This window comes from Actinomycetospora sp. (assembly GCF_036497585.1).
Taxonomy (GTDB): Bacteria; Actinomycetota; Actinomycetes; order Mycobacteriales; family Pseudonocardiaceae; genus Actinomycetospora.
This window is the reverse complement of sequence record NZ_DASXJD010000020.1, coordinates 1-17097: the sequence shown is the minus strand read 5'-3', so window position 1 is coordinate 17097 and position 17097 is coordinate 1. Positions and strand designations below refer to the sequence as shown.

Below are 17097 nucleotides of genomic sequence, written 5' to 3'. Positions count from 1 at the left end.
TGTTCCGCCCCGCCGTCGGGCGGGTCAGGACCCGTCCGCGTCCGCCGCCGCCCCGACCGGCTCCGCCGGGGCCTCCACGTCGACGCCGTCGTCGTAGACGAGCTCGGAGACCGTGACGACCGAGCCGGTGTCGATCTGCAGCTCCGAGTGGCCGCCGCACCCGTACTCGGCGTGCACCACGTGGCCGTCCGCGGGGACGTTGCCGTTGCCGCACACCCCGAACGCGCCGCGCAGCGAGCCCGCCAGGGAGAGGTAGAACCCGCAGGTGCCGCAGTGGGCGGACGCCGCGCGGGCCATCTCGGCGGCCGGACCGAAGTCGCCGTCGGCCCAGCGGGCGGCCGCGTCGAAGCGACCCTCCGGGCTCATGACGCGGGGACGGCCGAAGCCGAGCTCGTCGGCGACCGCCCGGATCTGCTCCGCGTCCTGCGGGTCCTGCGGCTCCTCGGCCGGGTCGACGTCGTCGTCGAAGGACGCGTGGGCCGGGACGAGGCGGTCGTCGTCGGAGTCGACGGGCAGCAGGTCCCCGGGCGCGAGGTCCTCCGCGCGGACCCGCTCGTTCCAGGGGATCCACTCGGGGGCGACGACGGCGCCGGCGCCCGGCAGGAGCGCCACCTCGCCGAGGGTCACGGGGGCGTCCGGGTCCTCGTCGGCCACCATGACGGTGACCGCCCACGTCCAGCCGCGGTAGCCGGGCTTGGCGGCGGCGAGGTAGTGGGTGGCGGCGGTGACGGGCTCGTCGCCGGCGGCGTCCTCGGCGTGGACCGCGAGCGCCTCGCCGACCTGGTCCGCCTCGCCGTCGGCGGCCTCGACCGCCGCGGCGCGTGCGAGGTCGACCGCGGCGGCCAGACGCGCCGGGACGGGGCGTTCGTCGTCGTGCTGCAGGTCGGGACCGGTGGTGGGTTCGGCGAGGTCGTGCACGCTCCCGATTGTGCCGGACGCCGGGGGGCGGTCGGTGGGCGCGGGCGCGCAGGGGTCGTCCCGCGGCGCCGAGCGGGCCGTCGTGGCACCGCCCGTGGGAGCCTCCTCGCGTGCGGGTGAGGGCGGCGGCGCTTCTGACGGCGCTTCTCGCGCTCCTCCCCGCGGCCTGCTCCTGGTCGCCGGCCCCGGCCGCCCCCGCCGGCGCGCTCGCGAACCCCCCGCCCGGCGTGACGCGGCTGCGCGCGCAGGTCCTCGCGACCACCCCGCACGACCCCAACGCCTTCACCGAGGGCCTCGAGCTCTCGGCCGACGGCCGCACGCTCTGGGAGGGCACCGGCCTCACCGGGGCCTCGCAGCTGCGCGCGACCGATCCCGCGACGGGCGCCGTGCGGCGGGCGGTGGACCTGCCGTCGTCACAGTTCGGCGAGGGGATCACCGTCCTGCCCGACAGGATCTGGCAGCTGACCTGGAAGGACGGCGTGGTCTACGAGCGCGACCCGGTCACGCTCGCGGTCCGCCGCACGCTGCCCTACGACCGCGAGGGCTGGGGCATGTGCCACACCGTGTCGGGCGTGGTCACCAGCGACGGCGGCGCGGACCTCGTCGTCCGCGACCCGACGACGTTCGCCGCGCGTCGGACCGTCCCGGTCACCCTCGGCGGCACGCCTCTCGACCAGCTCAACGAGCTCGACTGCGGTGACGGGCGCACGGTGTGGGCCAACGTCTGGCACACCGACGACGTCGTCGGGATCGACCTCGCGAGCGGGCGGGTCACCGCGGTGGTCGACGCGTCGGGGCTGCGCCCGCCGTCGACCGCGAGCGACACCGACGCGGTTCTCAACGGCATCGCCGGGGTCCCGGGCACCCCCGGCGAGTTCCTGCTCACCGGGAAGCGCTGGCCGACGACGTACCGCGTGAGGTGGGCTCCGCCCCCGTGAGTACTTGTGGTGGCTATGGCCACCACAACTACTCACGTGCGCGGAGCGCACCTCTCGGCCAGCAGCTCCAGCACGTGCCGGTAGCTCTGCCCCGTCGCGCGGGTCATGCCGATCTCGCAGGTCCGGTTGCAGCTGGCGTAGGCCTCGGTGGGGCGCGCGGCGACGTCGGCGGCCTCCTCGCGGGTGGCCGAGTCGGTCAGCTCGGGGTGCAGCATGCCGCGGTCCCCGGCGTAGCCGCAGCAGCCCCATCCCGTCGGGACCACGACCTCGTCGGCCACCGCCTCCGCGACGGTGCGCAGGTCCTCGCCGATCCCGAGGTGGGTCGTCGAGCAGGTCGGGTGCAGCGTCAGCGACGCCGCCTTCGTCGTCACCGACAGCGCGGGCAGGATCTCGCGCACCGTGAACGCCACCGCGTCCTCGATCCGCAGCCGCCCGACCCGCTCGTCCTCGGGCAGCAGGTCGTCCAGCCCCGCCAGCCCGTGGGTGCACGACGACGCGTCGACGACGACGGGGAGCCGGCCCTGCTGGGTCGAGCCCCACAGCCCGTCCACCACCCGCCGGGCCATCGCCGCCCCGCCCGCCGTGAACCCCTTCGATTCCCAGGGTGTGCCGCAGCACATCCCCTCGATGCCCTCCGGCACCGCGACCGCGATCCCCGCGGCCGCGCAGAGCCGCAGGAACGCGTGCCCGGCACCGTCGGAACCCGACTCGGGCGCGAACACCTGGTGTAGGCAGGTCGGGAAGAACACGACGGTCGGGTCCGGCGGGTAGACCGCCGCCGGCCGGGTGTCACCACCGGAGGGCACCTCCGGCGAGTACAGCGGCACCAGGTCCTCGGGGAGCACCCGGCGGGCCAGGCCCGACGCCGCCGCGGCGAGCCCCGGCACCGTCGCCGCCGCCCGCAGCGCCACCCGCGCCGTCCCCGACACCCCGTCCCAGTGCTGCGCGGCGGCCTTCCCGGCCGCCTGGGCCCGCGCGCCGTGGCGCTCGGCGCGCAGCCGCTTCATGAGGTCGCCGGTGTTGATCCGCACCGGGCACGCGGTGGCGCACATGCCGTCGGCGGCGCAGGTGTCGACGGCGTCGTAGGGGTAGTCGTCCGCGATCGCCGCCGCCACCGCCGGGTCCTTCGCCGCCGCGCGGCGCAGCACGATGCGCTGCCGCGGCGTCGTCGTGACGTGCCGCGACGGGCACACCGGCTCGCAGTAGCCGCACTCCACGCAGGCGTCGACCTCGGGGTCCACCGTCGGCACCGTCTTGAGGTCGCGCAGGTGGGCGTCGGGCCGGTCCGACAGGATGATCCCGGGGTTGAGCAGGCCCGTGGGGTCGGCGAGCGCCTTGAGCTCGCGCATCACGTCGTAGAGCTCGTCGCCGTACTGCCGGCGCACGAACGGCGTCATGATCCGCCCGGTGCCGTGCTCGGCCTTGAGCGTGCCGTCCTGGCCGAGCACCAGGTCGACCATGTCGTCGGTGAAGCGCCGGTAGCGCTCCAGCGAGGCCTTGTCGTCGAAGCGCTCGTTGACCAGGAAGTGGACGTTGCCGTCCTTCGCGTGCCCGAAGACCACCGAGCCCTCGTAGCCGTGCCGGTCGAAGAGCTCGGTCAGCCCGTCGCAGGTCGAGGGCAGCGTCCGGACCGGCACCGAGACGTCCTCGAGCAGCGCGGTCGTCCCTGACGGCCGGGCGGCCGCCACGGCGGTGTAGAGCCCCGAGCGCAGCGCCCACAGCGACGCGCGCGCCGTGGGCTCCCGGGTCAGCCCGGCCTCCCGGGTGAGCGGCAGCCCCGCGAGCACCGGCTCGGCGTCGGCCTGCACCGCGTCGAGCTCCTCGGCGGTCGCGGTCTGGAATTCCACCAGCAGCCCGGCGTGCCCGTCGACGTCGACGCCGCGCACCGACTCGGGCGCCCGTGGGTCGGACTGCGCGACGACCAGCGCCCGGGCGTCGAGCAGCTCCAGGGTCCGCGCGCCGGCCTCGAGCAGGGCGGGCAGCGCGTCGGTCGCGGCGGCGGTGTCGCCGAACAGCAGCATCGAGGTCGCGGCGTGCGGCAGCACCGGCAGCGTGGCGAGCACCGCCTCCGCGACGAACCCCAGCGTTCCCTCCGACCCCACGAGCAGGTGGGTGAGCAGGTCGATCGGCCGGGTGTGGTCGAGGAAGGAGTTGAGCCCGTAGCCCATGGTGTTCTTCATCGAGAACAGGTGGCGCAGCCGCTCGACCGAGTGCGGGTTGCCGCGGACGCGGTCGCGGAGCCGGTCGAGGCCCGCGTACAGGGCGGGCTCGCGGTGGCGCAGCTCGTCGTCGGCGTCGGGATGGGCGGAGTCGATGACGGTGCCCGAGGCCAGCACGAACGTCATCGAGCGCAGCGTCGCGTAGGTGTTGAACTCGGTGCCGCACGCCATGCCCGAGGAGTTGTTGGCGACGACGCCGCCGATGGTGCAGGCCTTCGACGACGCCGGGTCCGGGCCGATCTTGCGGCCGTACCGCGCCAGGCGGGCGTTCACGTCGGCCACGGTGAGGCCGGGCTGGACCCGCACCGCGGCGCCGTCGTCGAGCACCTCGAACCCGCGGAAGTGCGCCCGGGTGTCCACGAGCACCCCGTCGGTGACGCCCTGCCCCGAGAGCGACGTGCCGCCCGACCGGAAGGTGAGCGCGAGCCGGTCGCGGACGCCCAGGCGGAGCAGGTCCGCCACCTCCCGCGCGTCGGCGGGGAGGACCAGGGCCTGCGGGTGGAGCAGGTAGTGGGACGCGTCGTTCGCGTGCGCGGCCAGGTCGATCGCGCGGTGCCGGACCCGGTCCGGGTCGGCGACCACTCCGCGCAGGGCCGTCACGAGGTCCGGGGGCGCGACGACGGGTCCGCTGCTCGCGGGTCGATCGGTGGCGGGGCGGGGCGTGGTGGCCGTCACGCCCTCCAGCCTGACATCGGCGCGCCCCCGGCACGAGCCGTCCGCGGACACCCCGCCCCCACCGGCCGTGAGACGCTGGAGCCATGCGGCCCCGCACCGGTCCCGACGACCGGCGCTGGTGGGAGGAGGGTCCCGACGCCGGGCGGGGACCCCGGCCCGGCCCACCCGGCCCGCCGCCCCGGTACGCCCCGGGCCCGCCACCCCCACCGGGTCCGCCCCCGACCCGCACCATCCGCTCCGGGCCGCCCGGCTGGCACGTCCCGCCGCAGGGCCCGCCCGGCCGGCCCCCCGCCGGACCGCCGCACCGCCGACCCGGCCCCCGCCGGCTGCGCGCGCCGGGCGTCGGCGGCGTGATCGGCGCGCTGGTCGTCGCGGGGATCGCGCTCGTCGTGCTCTTCCCCGAGGCCCTCGGGCTCGACGACCAGTCCCCGTTCGCGCAGATCGTCGCGTTCCGCCCGCAGCTCGCCGTCCTCGCCGTGGCGGTGGCGGCACTCGGCGCCCTCGGGGCGTGGACCCGCCGGTCCGGGCCCGACGCCCTGCTCGTCGCGGTGGCCCTGGGGCTGGTCGGGGTCGTCGCCCTGGCCGACGTCGGCGGCCGGGCGAGCGGGTCGGCCGCCTCGGTCGGGACCGGCGGCGCCGACGGCGGCGCCGGCGGGAGCCTCGTCGTCCTCTCGCTGAACACCTACAAGGGCCAGGCCGACCCGGACGCCCTCGCCGATCTCGTCCGCAGCCGCCAGCCCGACCTGGTGGCGCTGCCCGAGGCCCGCGGCGACCTGCGCCGCCGGCTCGCGTCGCGGCTCGACGACGACCAGGGCGGCTCGGGCTACCGCTCGTACTCCGCCGACGACGCCGACGACGCCAGCGGCATGACCGTCTTCGTCCGCTCCTCGCTCGGGCGCCCGACGGTGAGCCAGGACCGGTCGGGCACCTACCCCTCGGTCGTCGTGGATCTCCCGAGGTCCGCGCCGGGGGTGGCGTCCGGGCTGCGGTTCGTCGCGGTCCACCCCCGCTCGCCGCGTCCCGGGGGCACCGGGAGCTGGGCGCGCGACGTGTCCGGGCTGTCGCGGTGGTGTGACGCCGGCCGCCCGACCGTCGTGGCCGGGGACATGAACTCCACCGAGGACCACCGCGGGTTCGCCGAGGCGACCGCCGGGTGCACCGACGCCGGGTCGGCGACCGGCGACGGCGTCACGGGGACCTGGCCGTCGTGGCTCCCGGGGTTCCTGGGCGCCCAGATCGACCATGTGCTCACCACGGACGGGCCGCGCGCCACGGCGTTCGAGGTGGTGCCGGCCGCCGGGACCGACCACCGCGCGATCCTCGCCCGGATCGGCGAGGGCTGATCGTGGTCGTCAGGGGGCCCGGTGGCGCAGCGGCGCCGCGCCCGAGGTGGCCGGACGCGGTGCCGTCGTCGGCGGGACCGCCCGGCCCGGCGTGGGGACGACGGGGTCCGCGGCACGCCAGGCGCGTCCGTTCACCCCGCGCTGTGTGGGGACGGGGCTGTTCGCCGGTCGGCGGGCCACCCGGGGGACGCGGGGCTCGCGCTCGGGCTCCCGGACCCGCCGCGCGCTCTCCTCGACGGCGTCGCGTGCTCCCACACGCACCTGGCCGAGCAGGTCGTGCATCGCCAGCGACATCGAGCGCGGCAGCAGCGGCGACCCGGCGACCCGCGCGAGCGGCTCGAGGTCGGAGGCCGCCTCCCGCAGCAGCACCGTCACCGCGGCCTCGTCGGGCGGCGGCGACGCGACGATGCACGACCCCAGGACGCTCTGCCAGTGGCGGACCCGCTCGCTGAAGGCCGCGGACAGCCGCTCCAGCAGCCGCGCCTCGACGTAGGAGCCCATGCCCCCGTCGATGGGCGGCAGCCCCGACGTGTCGCGGTTCTCCCCCCGTCGGAACGCCTCGATCCAGGCGACCCACATCGCGTACCCGCCCCGGCTGCCCGCGTCGGGCTCCCGGCCTCCGGCGACACCTCGGGTGTCGACCCGTTCACTCTTCACGACCCACCTCCTGCGCACCGGCTCGTCGCCGGCGTCGACGCGACGACGGCGGAGCCACGGCGCCCCCATCGCTGCCGTGGTTGTCGCTCGTTCGTCGGCCGCTGTTTCCCTACGGTCGAGTAGGGAGCCCGCCCGCACCCCCATCGGACGAACGTCTCCCCCCTGCGGCCCCGGCCCTCCGGATGGACGGGCACGGGGCGAGCGCGGGCGGCGGAGTGGCCATGCCGCCCGCGCGCCCTCGTCAGGCGCGGACGACGAGGGTGTGTGCCGCCATGTCCCCGAGGCGCTGCCTGCGCTGGGACGTGACCATGATGATGAGGCCCACGAGGCCCGCGGCGAGGCAGTCCACGATGAGCAGCAGCCACCGCAGCGCGTGCTGGCCGAGGGTCGGCTCGCCGCCGTCCTCCTCGCGGACGATCTTCAGCCCGAGGAACTTCATGCCGGGCGTCTGCCCCCCGTGGGTGGACGGCCACCAGGCGTACACGACGAAGCCCGCCCCGAGCGCGATGATCCAGGCGAAGAACGACAGGATCGCGCCGATCACGGCGAGCACCCCGGAGTAGTCCACCGCCTCGAGGATCGTGGCGAGCACCATCAGCACGATCAGCGGGACCGCGGTGATCAGCGCGTCGATGATGTACTGCCCCACCCGGGTGCCAACGACGTCGACCGAGCCCGGCTGGTCCGGCGCGACCCCGTACCCGGGGGCGGGGCCGTAGCCCGGCCCGGGGCCGTAGCCGTACCCGGGGCCCGGCCCGTACGCGGGCCCGGGAGGCGGACCGTACCCGGGCGGCGGCCCGTAGGCCGGTCCGCCGCCGTAGCCCGGCACGGGGCCGGCACCGGCCGGCGGTGGCCCGTAGCCGCCGGTCGCCGTGGCAGGGCCTCCCGCCACCGGACCGGCCGTGGTCGATGACTGCGCGGAGTAGTCGCCGGGCGCCCCGAACGGCGACGACCCTCCCTGTCCGTCCGACGGCCCCGGGCCGTACGGAGGGTTCTGTCCACTCATGGGCGGAAGCATGCCAGCAGAGAGTGACCTTAGGGAGGGCCCTTTCGAGAACAGCCGCCGTGGGTCACCCGTTCGGGTCTACGGGGTGAGCACACCGCGACGATGTGGGATCGTCCACCCTGTTGCCACACCGAACTCCCCCGGCCGGAGCATGACACCGCGCGCTCCCGGACGTTTGAGTGGTCGATGGATGCACAGCAGCGCAGCCGCCACGGGGGTGATCGCTGGTCCGAGGGTGGGCGGAGCGAGTCGCCGGCGGAGGGAGGGACGCCCGTGCACCGCACGCCGCACGCGAACGCGTCCGTGCCCCACCCGGCGTCCCGGTTCCCTGCCTCCGTGCCCCTGCCCGCCCCGCGGGCGTCGACCGACGGGACCGCTGCGGTCGGTTGCATCGGACCGGCGTGGATCGTCCGGGAGGTGACCCACGTACCGGGCGTGCTCCGCCTCGCCGCGGGCCGCCTCTGCTTCACCTCCAGCCGCGGGGCGGTCTTCGACGTCGACCTGGGCGCGCTGGACGACGCCTCGGGCGCGGACCTCGCCGTCGACCGGCGGGGCCGGGGTTTCCGGATCACCGTCGGTGGCGAGCGGCTCCACGTGCACGTCGTGCGCCCCCTCGGCGCGGTGGACCCCGGGGCCGCCTTCGTCGACGCCGTGGCCCACGCGTCCGACCTCCCGGCGACGCGCGGGGACGCGGCCGCCGCGGACACGTGGCGCTCGGCGCTGCTCAGCGGGACGGACGACCGCCCGCGTCGGCCGGCGGGACGCTTCGCAGGCCGAGCTCGGCGAGGATCCGCAGGATCAGCGCCACGCACATGACCCCGTCGGCGGCCTCGGCCGCCGGCTCCTGACCGACCGCCCCCGCGGAGCACGCGACCCGGCGGGCCGCCTCACCCAACCCGGTCAGCAGGTCCGCGGCGGTGCGCAGCAGGACCGTCGGGTCGCCCGCCTCGTCGGACGGGACGCCCGCCCGCCCCAGCGCGTCGGACAGGGCGTTCACCCCCAGCGCCAGGCGCTCCGCCGACTCCGGCGTCGGGGGTTCGACGCCGCGGGCCGCGACCACCGAGGCCCCCGCGGGTGTTGCACGCGCGGGCGAGGACCTCGAGGGCCTGACCCGGGAGCGCTTCCCATGAGCTCCCGTCGGCCTCGACCGGTCCCTCGTCCACGGGCTCCTCCGATCGTCAGCGCGATCGGGTACCGCGCACGGTCCCCTCATCGCCCGCGGCGACGCGGATGTTGCACGGCTGCCGTGTCGCCGCGCCGGGACCGCGCGGGTCAGCCGCCGGCGACGCCCGGCGTCGAGGCCAGGTCGTCGCTGCGCTGCGCCGGGGAGCGGTCCGCGGCGGGCGGCGCACCACCCGCGGGGTCGTCCTCGGCCCGGGGCACCGGCGGGCCGCCCGGGCCCGTGAACGACGTCGGGTCGGCCCGCGGCGTCCCTGTCGGGGGCGACGGCGGACCCGGAGCGGGCCGCGGCCGGGGTCGCGGCCGTCCCGCGCCCGGAGGTGGCACGGGCGGGAGCGGCGGGCGCACCGGCGCTGCGACGAGCAGGTCGAGGAAGGTCCGCACACACTCGTCGATCACCCGCGCGGCCTCCGCGTGGGCCTCGGGCCCGCCGGACACCGGGTCGGGGACCGCGTCCTGGTCGGCCGAGACCGCGGGGACGGTGCCGCGGGTGGCGCGGGCGAGCGCCACCAGGGCCCGGGCCCGCTCCACGGGCGGCCGGGGCAGCGCGGCGAGCTCCGCGGGGTCCGCCGCGCGCAGGAGCCGGGCGAACTCGCGCAGCGTGAACGTGGTCGGCAGGGCGCGCGGGACGTCCCCGAGGACCGTCGAGCGGTGCTCGCGGGTCATCGTGAGGACGAGGTCGGCCAGGAGCACGTCGCGGTCGGGCAGCTGCCGGGCGGCGAAGGCGGCGACGTCGGGGTGGTCGCGCCGGGAGGTGAGCTGGGCGCGCGTGTCCTCGTGCATCCCGTGGCCCCGGACGGCGGACACCCCGGCGCTGTGGACCGCGAACGCGTGCGCCCACGGCCCGAACCGGGCGCCGAGCAGGAAGCGGGTGTGGAATTGGGCGAACGGCGAACGGCAGATGTTGCCGGTGCACACGAACAGGAGCCGGAACACCTCCGGCGACCCGCTGGTGCCCACGCTCATACCCCGATCGTCCCAGCTCCGTGCACCGGATGCGAGTCCGAGTCACGGAGGTCCACGGAAACGACCGGGCCGTGTCAGTCCGTCCGACCGTCCAGGCGCCCGCGCTCCATGACCTCGAGGTCCGCGACGACCCCGACGACCCGCAGCGTCGTCGCCACGGAGTCGACCGCCGCCGCGGGCCCGTGCCGTTCCTCGGCGTCGAGACGCTCGAGCAGCGTGGCGGCGTGCTGGTGCAGCTCCCGGGCGGCCTCCGAGGTGGCGCGCAGCAGGTCGGTGTCGAGCCCCTCCTCCGCCGACCAGCCGGCCTCCGGCACGGCGTCGCCGACCCACGCCGCGATCCGGCACAGGGTCCGGCGCGCCTCGTCGTCCCGGTCCTGCTCGACCGCCTCGAGCTCCTCGACGAGCCCGTCGACCGCCGCCACCAGGTCCTTGGCCGGAGCGTGCGGGTCGGTCCGCAGCTCGGGAGCGGGCACGACGCCGTCGGCGCTGCGCGGCTCGGGCACCGACACCGACGGCGGGTCGAGACGGGCGCGCGCCTCCCGGACCCGCTCCGCCAGGGCGGCGTGCGGGACGACGGTCTCGCCCTCGGGCTCGCGAGTGGCCACGTTGCCGGTCAAGGACTCTCCTCGTCGACGCGGACGATGCGTGACGCGCGCGGATGCGCGCACCACGACGGGGCCTCCGCCCCCGGACGCCCGTCACCCGTGAGGGTAATGGGCACCCCAGGTCTCGGTGCTCGGAACTCAGCCCAACGCGCTGCTCCACGGGCACCAGTACCGCTGGGTTTCAGCGACGGACCGCCGGTCGGAGCGGTTCCGGCGAGCCCGCCGGGGGCGAGGGCACCGGGTGCGGTCCCGAGCCCCGGGGCACCGGCCCCGGCCGGGCGTGCGGGCCACGGCCGTGCGCGGGCGGCTGCGGCCCCCGGCCGGCCGGGACGAGCCCCTCCCGCGGTGCGGGCCCGGCCTGCGCGGGCACCGCCCCCGCCGGCGGCGTGCGGGGCGTGAGGGTGCGGGGGCCGCCCGGCCCCGCGGTCGTGGCGGGCGCCACCGGTGCGTCCGCCGCCGACGGTGCGGAGGTCCGGTGGCGTGCCCGCTCGCGGCGCTCCCGGCGGGACTCCGAGACGACGCCGGCGCCGGTCCGGGTGATGAGCGCGCGCCGCGTCTGCGCGGTCGTCGGCCCGCGGAGCCGGCTGGCGACCATCGCGACGGCGAAGGCCAGGCCGTTCAGCGTGCCGAGGGCCAGCATCGAGACCTCCAGCACCTGCTCGCTGGTGACCCGGTCGCCCTCGTCGACCCGCTCGAGCGCTCCGCCGTAGGGCTGCGGCGAAGTGTCGGTCCCGGACTGGGCCGATGCGGTGCCGCTCCCGAGCAGGACGACCAGCAGGGCCGCCGCGAGCGCGAGCACCGCCGCGACCCCGAACCCGGCGACGACGCGCCGGTCGACCCGTCGACCCGGCGCACCCTGTCCGGCCGCCGCCACCGCGTCGTGACCGACCATGTCCCCCGCCTCTCGGTGAGCACCTTCTTGCCGGGGGGATCGCGCAGTCGCGACACCGCCGTTACCGGATCCGGACCTCGTGTCGCCCCGTGGACCAGATCGTGACCTTTCTGTGACCTTCGGCACGACGAGCGGGCCGGGCGGCGCGGCCGGGGTGTCGAATCCGGTGCTCCGGACGGGTCTGGCAGGGTGGGGCGCCTCGTGTGAGGTCGGCGTTCGAACGGAAGGACGGTGGACGCCGTGGGCGACTACAGGACCGTGACCGTCGGGACCGACGGCTCGTCGTCGGCCCGGAAGGCCGTCGTGCGGGCTGCCGAGGTCGCCGCCGACTCCGGTGCGCGACTGATGATCATCTGTGCGTACGAGACCCGCGACCCGTCCTCGGACCGCAACCAGGCGGAGGCCGAGCGGGCACTCGGCGACGAGGCGTACAAGATCATCGGGGCGAGCCCCGCCGAGGAGACCCTGCGGTCCGCCCGCGACGAGGCCGTGCGCGCCGGCGCCGAGAACGTCGACACCGTCGCCGTCCACGGCGACCCGACCGACGCGATCATCGAGAAGTCCGAGCTCTACAGGTCCGACCTCGTCGTCGTCGGCAACAAGGGCCTCGCAGGCTTCGCCGGGCGCCTGCTCGGCTCGGTGCCCCAGGCGGTCTCGCGGCGCTCGAAGTCGGACGTCCTCATCGTCCACACGGTGTAGTCGCGGCAAGGTGCTGCTGAGGAAGCGCCGCGAACCCCGGTCGGCCCCCCACGTGTCAATGGGCCAGGACGTCGCAGGCCGGGGCGTCGGGGTGCCGGGAGACGAGGTCGTCGAGCGGGACCGACGCGAGCTCCACGGCCAGGGCGTGCTCCAGGCAGCGCCGCACCGCGCGGTCCCGCGGCCGGGCCCGGGCCTCGGCCAACCGACGGGCGAGGCGCTCCGACCCGGTGAGCAGTGGCGTGATCGTCAGGCGCGCGCGGCCGAGGTCGACCCGACAGCGGCCGGCGACCGAGTCGCCCTCGCCGACCACGCGGACGTCGCAGTCGAGGTCCCCCGTGCCCGGCCCCGGCTCCTCGCGTCCGAGCGCGGCCCGGAACACCGCGTTGGTCACGCGGTCGCTCGGGGCGGCCACGAGCTGCTCGAGCACCGCACGGCCACCGCGGTCGGCGAGCACCGCGTCGAGCGCGCGCACGTCGAACGTCAACCGGCGCACCCGGAAGTCGCCCGGCTGCGCGCGCGTCAGGAGCTCGTCCACGGTGTCCGCACAGGGGCCTCCCTCGCGGGCGGCGAGGTGCACCGAGGCGACGGCGGGCCCGCGGTCGTTGCGCGGGTCGATCCCGCGCACCGAGACCTCCGGCGCGTGGTCCTCCCCGTCCAGCCCGCAGCCGTGCTCGAGGAACTCGACGGCGGGCAGGGCGTCCGGAGCGGGGACCCGCCGCGGCACGGGCACCCGGTCGACGGTCGGCTCGAGGCCGAAGCGGCGGGGTGCGAGGACGGCGAGCGGATTGCGCATGGACCACCGGAACCTAGGACGTGAGCAGGGTCACGTCAGTCTGCCAGAGTGAGCCAGGTCATGTGGATCGTTCTCGTTGCGGGCGGATGACCGGACCGGGGACCTATCCCGTCGCCGGGGTGACGACCAGCCCGCCCAGCAGGCCGCTGCCCGTGCCCACGCCGAGGTAGCCGTCGACGACGAGCGGTGCCGCGCCCGGGGCGGGGTTGCGGTCCCGCCCGGTCCGGGCGTCGACCACGACCGGCCCGTTCACCGTCGTCCCGTACACCGCGCCGTGCCAGGCCGTCGTCAGCTGCGGCGGGACCCGCCCGGCCGCGGGCAGCGACCAGAGCAGCGTGGCCGAGTCGGCGTCGAGCGCGAACGTGCGGTTGGGGCCCGAGCAGACGGTCACGTCCGCCTCGTCCCACACGCAGCGCGGGGCCGAGGAGGCGGTCCCGAGGGCCACGTCGCCCCGCGGGGTCCCGTCGGCGGCCAGCACCGAGAGGAACGCCTGGGCGTTGCCGGGACGCCGCCCTCCCACGACGACGCCGGACGGGCCGGAGCGCGTGACGGTCAGTGCGGTGGAGCCGTCGTCGGCGACGAAGCGGCGGGCACCGGACAGGACGTCGAGGCCGACCACCGAGGACGGGGAGTAGCCGGACCCGCCGCCCGCCGGGACGGCGGCACCGACCACGGTCGCGCCCTGCGAGCCGGGAGGCACCACGGCACCCGGGAGCGGCTCCCCGTCGGGAGCGCGGCCGTCGAGCACCGCGCCCGCCGCGACGCCGTCGGCCACCCAGAGGACCCGACGGGTGTCGAGGTCCACCGCCAGGCTGGCGCGGTGGGTGCTGGTCGTGGCGCTCAGCACGGCCACGCGGTGCCCGTCGCCCGCGGCCGCGACGCCCACCACGGCCGTCCTCACCGACCGCTGGCCCTCCACCCACGGCAGCGGGGCGGCGGCCGTCCAGGCCACGGCGGGGTCGCCGGTGACGGTGCGCGTCACGGCCAGCAGCTCGAGGGCGAGCCCGGGCGGGGTGGTGCCCGAGCCGGGCACGGTGGTCGCCGACGCGGCGAGGACGAGGCCCGCACCCGGGACCGGGCGCGGGGCGCCGGCCACCCACCGGCCCGGCGGCAGGGGCACCGCCGTCGTCGAGGCGGAGGAGTCGGCCCGCGCCACGCCGCCGGAGTCGGCCACCCAGATCGTGGTGCCGTCGAGCGCGACCGGGAGCTCGGGGGCGGCGCCGTAGGCGCCGGTCAGGGTGGTCGACGACCCGCGCAGCAGGGTTCCCGACGGCGGTCCGAACGCGGTCGGCGGGTCGTGCGCCGGCGGCGGCGCGGGGGCCGCGTCACCCCCGGAGCACCCCGCGAGGAGCACGGCGATCAGGACGAGGAGGCCGACCACGCGGAACGGGCTCGCCACCGCAGCAGCGTCGCACCCCGGGATGCGCCCCGGGCGGGTGACCCCGGGTCAGCGTTCGACGATCGCGGAGCGCTGCGCGGGCCCCTCGAGGGCGTCCGGCGCCGTGCGCGGGTCGATGACCGGCAGCGGGCCTGCGGCCTGGGCGAGCCGGCGCTGGGCGCGCTGGATCCGGGCGGCGAGCTCGGCGTCCTCCCGCGCCCGACGCCGGAGCGCCTTGCGCTCCCCCCGGCTCAACCGCGGCATCGCGTCATCGCACCTGCCCGATCCCCACAGCGACACGTCGCCTCGCTCCCGCCCGGACTCCCGGACCACACCTCGGATTCTCGCGGCCGCACCCCCGGATCACGGCCGGGCAAGATTCTGCGCCCCGCCGCGCCGAGACATCGCTGTGATCCACCCCATCGTGTCGCAACCGTGACCCGACGTGGGACGAACCGGACGACTCGTCAGTCGCGGAACAGCTCGGCCGCGCGCTCACCGAGCATCAGGGCGGTCGCCGCCGGCCCGCGCCGCGGCACCGTCGGCACCACCGAGGTGTCGACGACCCGCAGCCCCCGGACCCCGTGCACCCGCAGCTCCGGGTCCACCACCGCGGCGGGGTCCGAGGCCGGGCCGATCGCCGCGCTGCCGCACAGGTGCGAGGAGGTGGTCAGGCCGGCGGCGACCCAGGCGTCGAGCTCGGCGTCGGACGACCGGGCCACCGTCGGGATGGCGATGCCGCTCGAGCCGAGCAGATCGGCCGCGAAGCGCACCACCGCCCGCATGCGGGCCCGGTCGGTGGCGCTCGCGAGGTAGTGGTGGCGCAGGCGGGGAGGCCGGCGGGGGTCGTCGCTGTGCAGGACCGTGTCGCCGCGGCTGTCGGGCTGCTGCACCGCGCACATCAGGTGGCGGGCGCCGCCGGGCGCGAACGGCCGGCAGAAGAGCAGCACCTCGAGGTCCCCGGCCGGGTCGGCCGGGAGGTCCGGGTGGAGCGTGGCCGCGTCGAGGTGGATCGCGGCCTGGGCCGACACCGCCTCGGGGTGCAGCGGCTCGTCGTAGGCGAAGCCGAGGAAGACCGCGGGGTGGTCGCTCCACCCGTGCCCGACGCCGGGGCGGTCCAGCCGGACCGGGATCCCGACCTCCGTCAGCTCGTCGGCGGGCCCGATCCCGGAGAGGGCGAGCAGCTGGGGGCTCGCGATCGCCCCGGCGGCGAGCACCACCTCCCCCGCCCCGATCCGCTCCCCGGTGAGCGTCTCGACCCCGACCGCGCGGTCGCCGTCGACGAGGACCCGCGCGACGGGCGAGTCACCGCGGACGCACAGGTTGGGCCGGTCGCGGTGGGGCAGCACGTAGGCCATCGCCGCGTTGAACCGCACGCCGTGCGAGACGTTCGCGGGCACGAGCCCGACGCCGGGCGGGGCGTCGCCGTTCTTGTCCGGCTCCGCGGGGACCCCGAGCGCGGCGGCGGCGCGCACGATCCGCGTCGTCAGCCCGGCCAGCAGCTCGCCCGAGGGCCGCTCGACGGGCACCGGCCCGTCGTGGCCGTGCTCCGGGCCCGGGACGTCGTGGTCGTCCTCGCCGCGCACGTAGGCGGCGAGGGCGTCCTCCCAGGACCAGCCGTGCCAGGCCTCGACGTCGGCGCGGGTGGCCCGCAGGTGGTTCGCCCCGTTGATGGCGCTGGAGCCCCCCAGCACCCGGCCGCGGGCGGTGCGGGACCGGTGGGGAGCGTCGGTCAGCTGCGTGGCGAACGACCAGTTGTACGGGTGGCCGTCGTCGGCGGCGGCGAGGGAGGAGACGTCGCGCAGCTCCGCCGGGTAGTCCTCGGGCCGCACCGGGGCGGGACCGGCCTCGAGCACCAGCACCCGGCGTCCGGGATCCTCGGAGAGCCGACCCGCCAGCGCGCAGCCGGCCGAGCCGCCCCCGACGATGACGACGTCGTGCTCCACCTCCGCAGTGTGGCGCCGGACGGGGTGCCGCGCTCAGCGCGGCGTCGCCGAGAGCCGGGAGTTCGGGCGGGCGTCGGCCCACTGCGCGACCTTGTCGGTGTTCACCGCGAACCACAGGTCCTGGTCGGCCTGCTGGTCGAGGTAGACCACGGACTGCGAGCCCTCCGTGCCCGTGCCGGTGGTCGGCACCGTCAGGAAGGCGATGTTCGACGCCCGCAGGTCGCGCAGGCCGAAGACCAGCTCGGCGAGACCGGTGTTGGTCAGCGAGTCGTCCACGCCGACGTGCTGGGTCACCGTGTTCACGAGGTCGTAGGCCTGGCTCGGACTGGAGAGCGTGCCGGAGGAGAGCGCCTTCGAGACGAGCGCCCGCAGCGCGTTCTGCTCACGGCGCACCCGATCGAAGTCCCCGCCGGGCAGGCTCTTGCGCTCCCGGACGTAGACCAGGGCCTGGGCACCGGTGAGGTGCTGCGGGCCGGCGGGCACGACGACGCCGTCGCGCTCCGTCGCCTGCCCGACGTTGACGTCGATCCCGCCGGCCGCGTCGGTCATCTGCTGGAAGCCCGCGAAGTCGATGACCGCGAAGTGGTCGATGCGCACCCGGGTGAGCTGCTCGATCGTCTGGATCGCCAGCGGCGGGCCGCCGAAGGAGAACGCCGCGTTGATCTTGTTCATCCCGTGGCCGGGGATGTTCACCCACGAGTCGCGGGGGATCGAGATGACGCTGGCGCTCTTCCCGTCGTCCGCGATCGTCGCCACCATGATCACGTCGCTGCGCTGGGCGCCGAAGACGAAGTCCGGGGCGGTGGCGTCGCTGCCCGTCGTCGGGTCGGTCGAGCGGGAGTCGGTGCCGACCAGCAGGAAGGTCTGGCCGGCCTTGCCGGCG

Annotated in this window: 16 protein-coding genes; 3 read left to right on the top strand and 13 right to left on the bottom strand. The window is 76.7% G+C overall.

The genetic code is table 11. The annotated features are described in order from the left end of the window. Positions 1-24 precede the first annotated feature (24 nt). Entirely contained in the window at positions 25-918 is an 894-nt protein-coding gene (locus VGH76_RS01940) for a DUF3027 domain-containing protein (RefSeq protein ID WP_331554916.1), read from the bottom strand. A 110-nt stretch (positions 919-1028) separates the two neighbouring features. Here VGH76_RS01940 and VGH76_RS01935 point away from each other — a divergent pair, with 110 nt between their 5' ends. Continuing rightward, positions 1029-1856 (top strand): glutaminyl-peptide cyclotransferase, encoded by an 828-nt coding sequence (locus tag VGH76_RS01935; protein ID WP_331554915.1) that lies wholly within the window; start codon positions 1029-1031, stop codon positions 1854-1856. A gap of 32 nt (positions 1857-1888) precedes the next feature. Here VGH76_RS01935 and VGH76_RS01930 read toward each other — a convergent pair whose 3' ends face one another. Continuing rightward, on the bottom strand, positions 1889-4750 hold the full coding sequence (locus VGH76_RS01930; protein ID WP_331554914.1) for an FAD-binding and (Fe-S)-binding domain-containing protein: 2862 nt from the start codon (positions 4748-4750) through the stop codon (positions 1889-1891). 83 nt (positions 4751-4833) lie between these two features. Between VGH76_RS01930 and VGH76_RS01925 the strand changes: the two genes are divergently transcribed. Next, positions 4834-6093 carry an endonuclease/exonuclease/phosphatase family protein gene (locus tag VGH76_RS01925; RefSeq protein WP_331554913.1) on the top strand — a complete coding sequence of 420 codons (1260 nt, stop codon included), beginning with the start codon at positions 4834-4836 and terminating at the stop codon, positions 6091-6093. Between the two features lie 9 nt (positions 6094-6102). On the opposite strand, the gene VGH76_RS01920 is transcribed toward VGH76_RS01925, so the two are convergent. The 6 genes from VGH76_RS01920 to VGH76_RS01895 all read right to left on the bottom strand — a co-directional run bounded on the left by VGH76_RS01920 (position 6103) and on the right by VGH76_RS01895 (position 11398). Continuing rightward, a complete protein-coding gene (locus VGH76_RS01920) occupies positions 6103-6750 on the bottom strand; it encodes a hypothetical protein (RefSeq protein WP_331554912.1) in 648 nt (215 codons plus the stop codon). A gap of 241 nt (positions 6751-6991) precedes the next feature. After that, complete coding sequence (locus tag VGH76_RS01915) at positions 6992-7756, bottom strand: RDD family protein (protein ID WP_331554911.1); 765 nt, start codon at positions 7754-7756, stop codon at positions 6992-6994. Between the two features lie 724 nt (positions 7757-8480). Next, positions 8481-8816, bottom strand: a complete 336-nt coding sequence (locus VGH76_RS01910) for a hypothetical protein (RefSeq protein ID WP_331554910.1) — start codon at positions 8814-8816, stop codon at positions 8481-8483. Between the two features lie 212 nt (positions 8817-9028). After that, positions 9029-9901 (bottom strand): hypothetical protein, encoded by an 873-nt coding sequence (locus tag VGH76_RS01905; RefSeq protein ID WP_331554909.1) that lies wholly within the window; start codon positions 9899-9901, stop codon positions 9029-9031. A 74-nt stretch (positions 9902-9975) separates the two neighbouring features. After that, positions 9976-10518 (bottom strand): hypothetical protein, encoded by a 543-nt coding sequence (locus tag VGH76_RS01900; protein ID WP_331554908.1) that lies wholly within the window; start codon positions 10516-10518, stop codon positions 9976-9978. 169 nt (positions 10519-10687) lie between these two features. Next, entirely contained in the window at positions 10688-11398 is a 711-nt protein-coding gene (locus VGH76_RS01895; RefSeq protein WP_331554907.1) for a hypothetical protein, read from the bottom strand. Between the two features lie 240 nt (positions 11399-11638). Between VGH76_RS01895 and VGH76_RS01890 the strand changes: the two genes are divergently transcribed. Then, entirely contained in the window at positions 11639-12097 is a 459-nt protein-coding gene (locus tag VGH76_RS01890) for a universal stress protein (RefSeq protein WP_331554906.1), read from the top strand. Between the two features lie 55 nt (positions 12098-12152). Here the strand turns inward: VGH76_RS01890 and VGH76_RS01885 are convergent, their stop codons facing one another. From VGH76_RS01885 to VGH76_RS01865, 5 genes are all read right to left on the bottom strand, one after another. Continuing rightward, positions 12153-12890, bottom strand: coding sequence for a hypothetical protein (locus tag VGH76_RS01885; protein WP_331554905.1), 738 nt, complete (start codon positions 12888-12890; stop codon positions 12153-12155). Between the two features lie 103 nt (positions 12891-12993). Continuing rightward, positions 12994-14289 carry a hypothetical protein gene (locus VGH76_RS01880; RefSeq protein ID WP_331554904.1) on the bottom strand — a complete coding sequence of 432 codons (1296 nt, stop codon included), beginning with the start codon at positions 14287-14289 and terminating at the stop codon, positions 12994-12996. Between the two features lie 48 nt (positions 14290-14337). Then, the gene (locus VGH76_RS01875; protein ID WP_331554903.1) at positions 14338-14532 is read right to left on the bottom strand and encodes a hypothetical protein; all 195 of its coding nucleotides are present in this window, start codon (positions 14530-14532) and stop codon (positions 14338-14340) included. 203 nt (positions 14533-14735) lie between these two features. Continuing rightward, a complete protein-coding gene (gene mftG / locus VGH76_RS01870) occupies positions 14736-16214 on the bottom strand; it encodes a mycofactocin system GMC family oxidoreductase MftG (protein ID WP_331554902.1) in 1479 nt (492 codons plus the stop codon). Between the two features lie 33 nt (positions 16215-16247). After that, the coding region (locus VGH76_RS01865) for an LCP family protein (RefSeq protein ID WP_331554901.1) at positions 16248-17097 on the bottom strand (850 nt) is incomplete at its 5' end.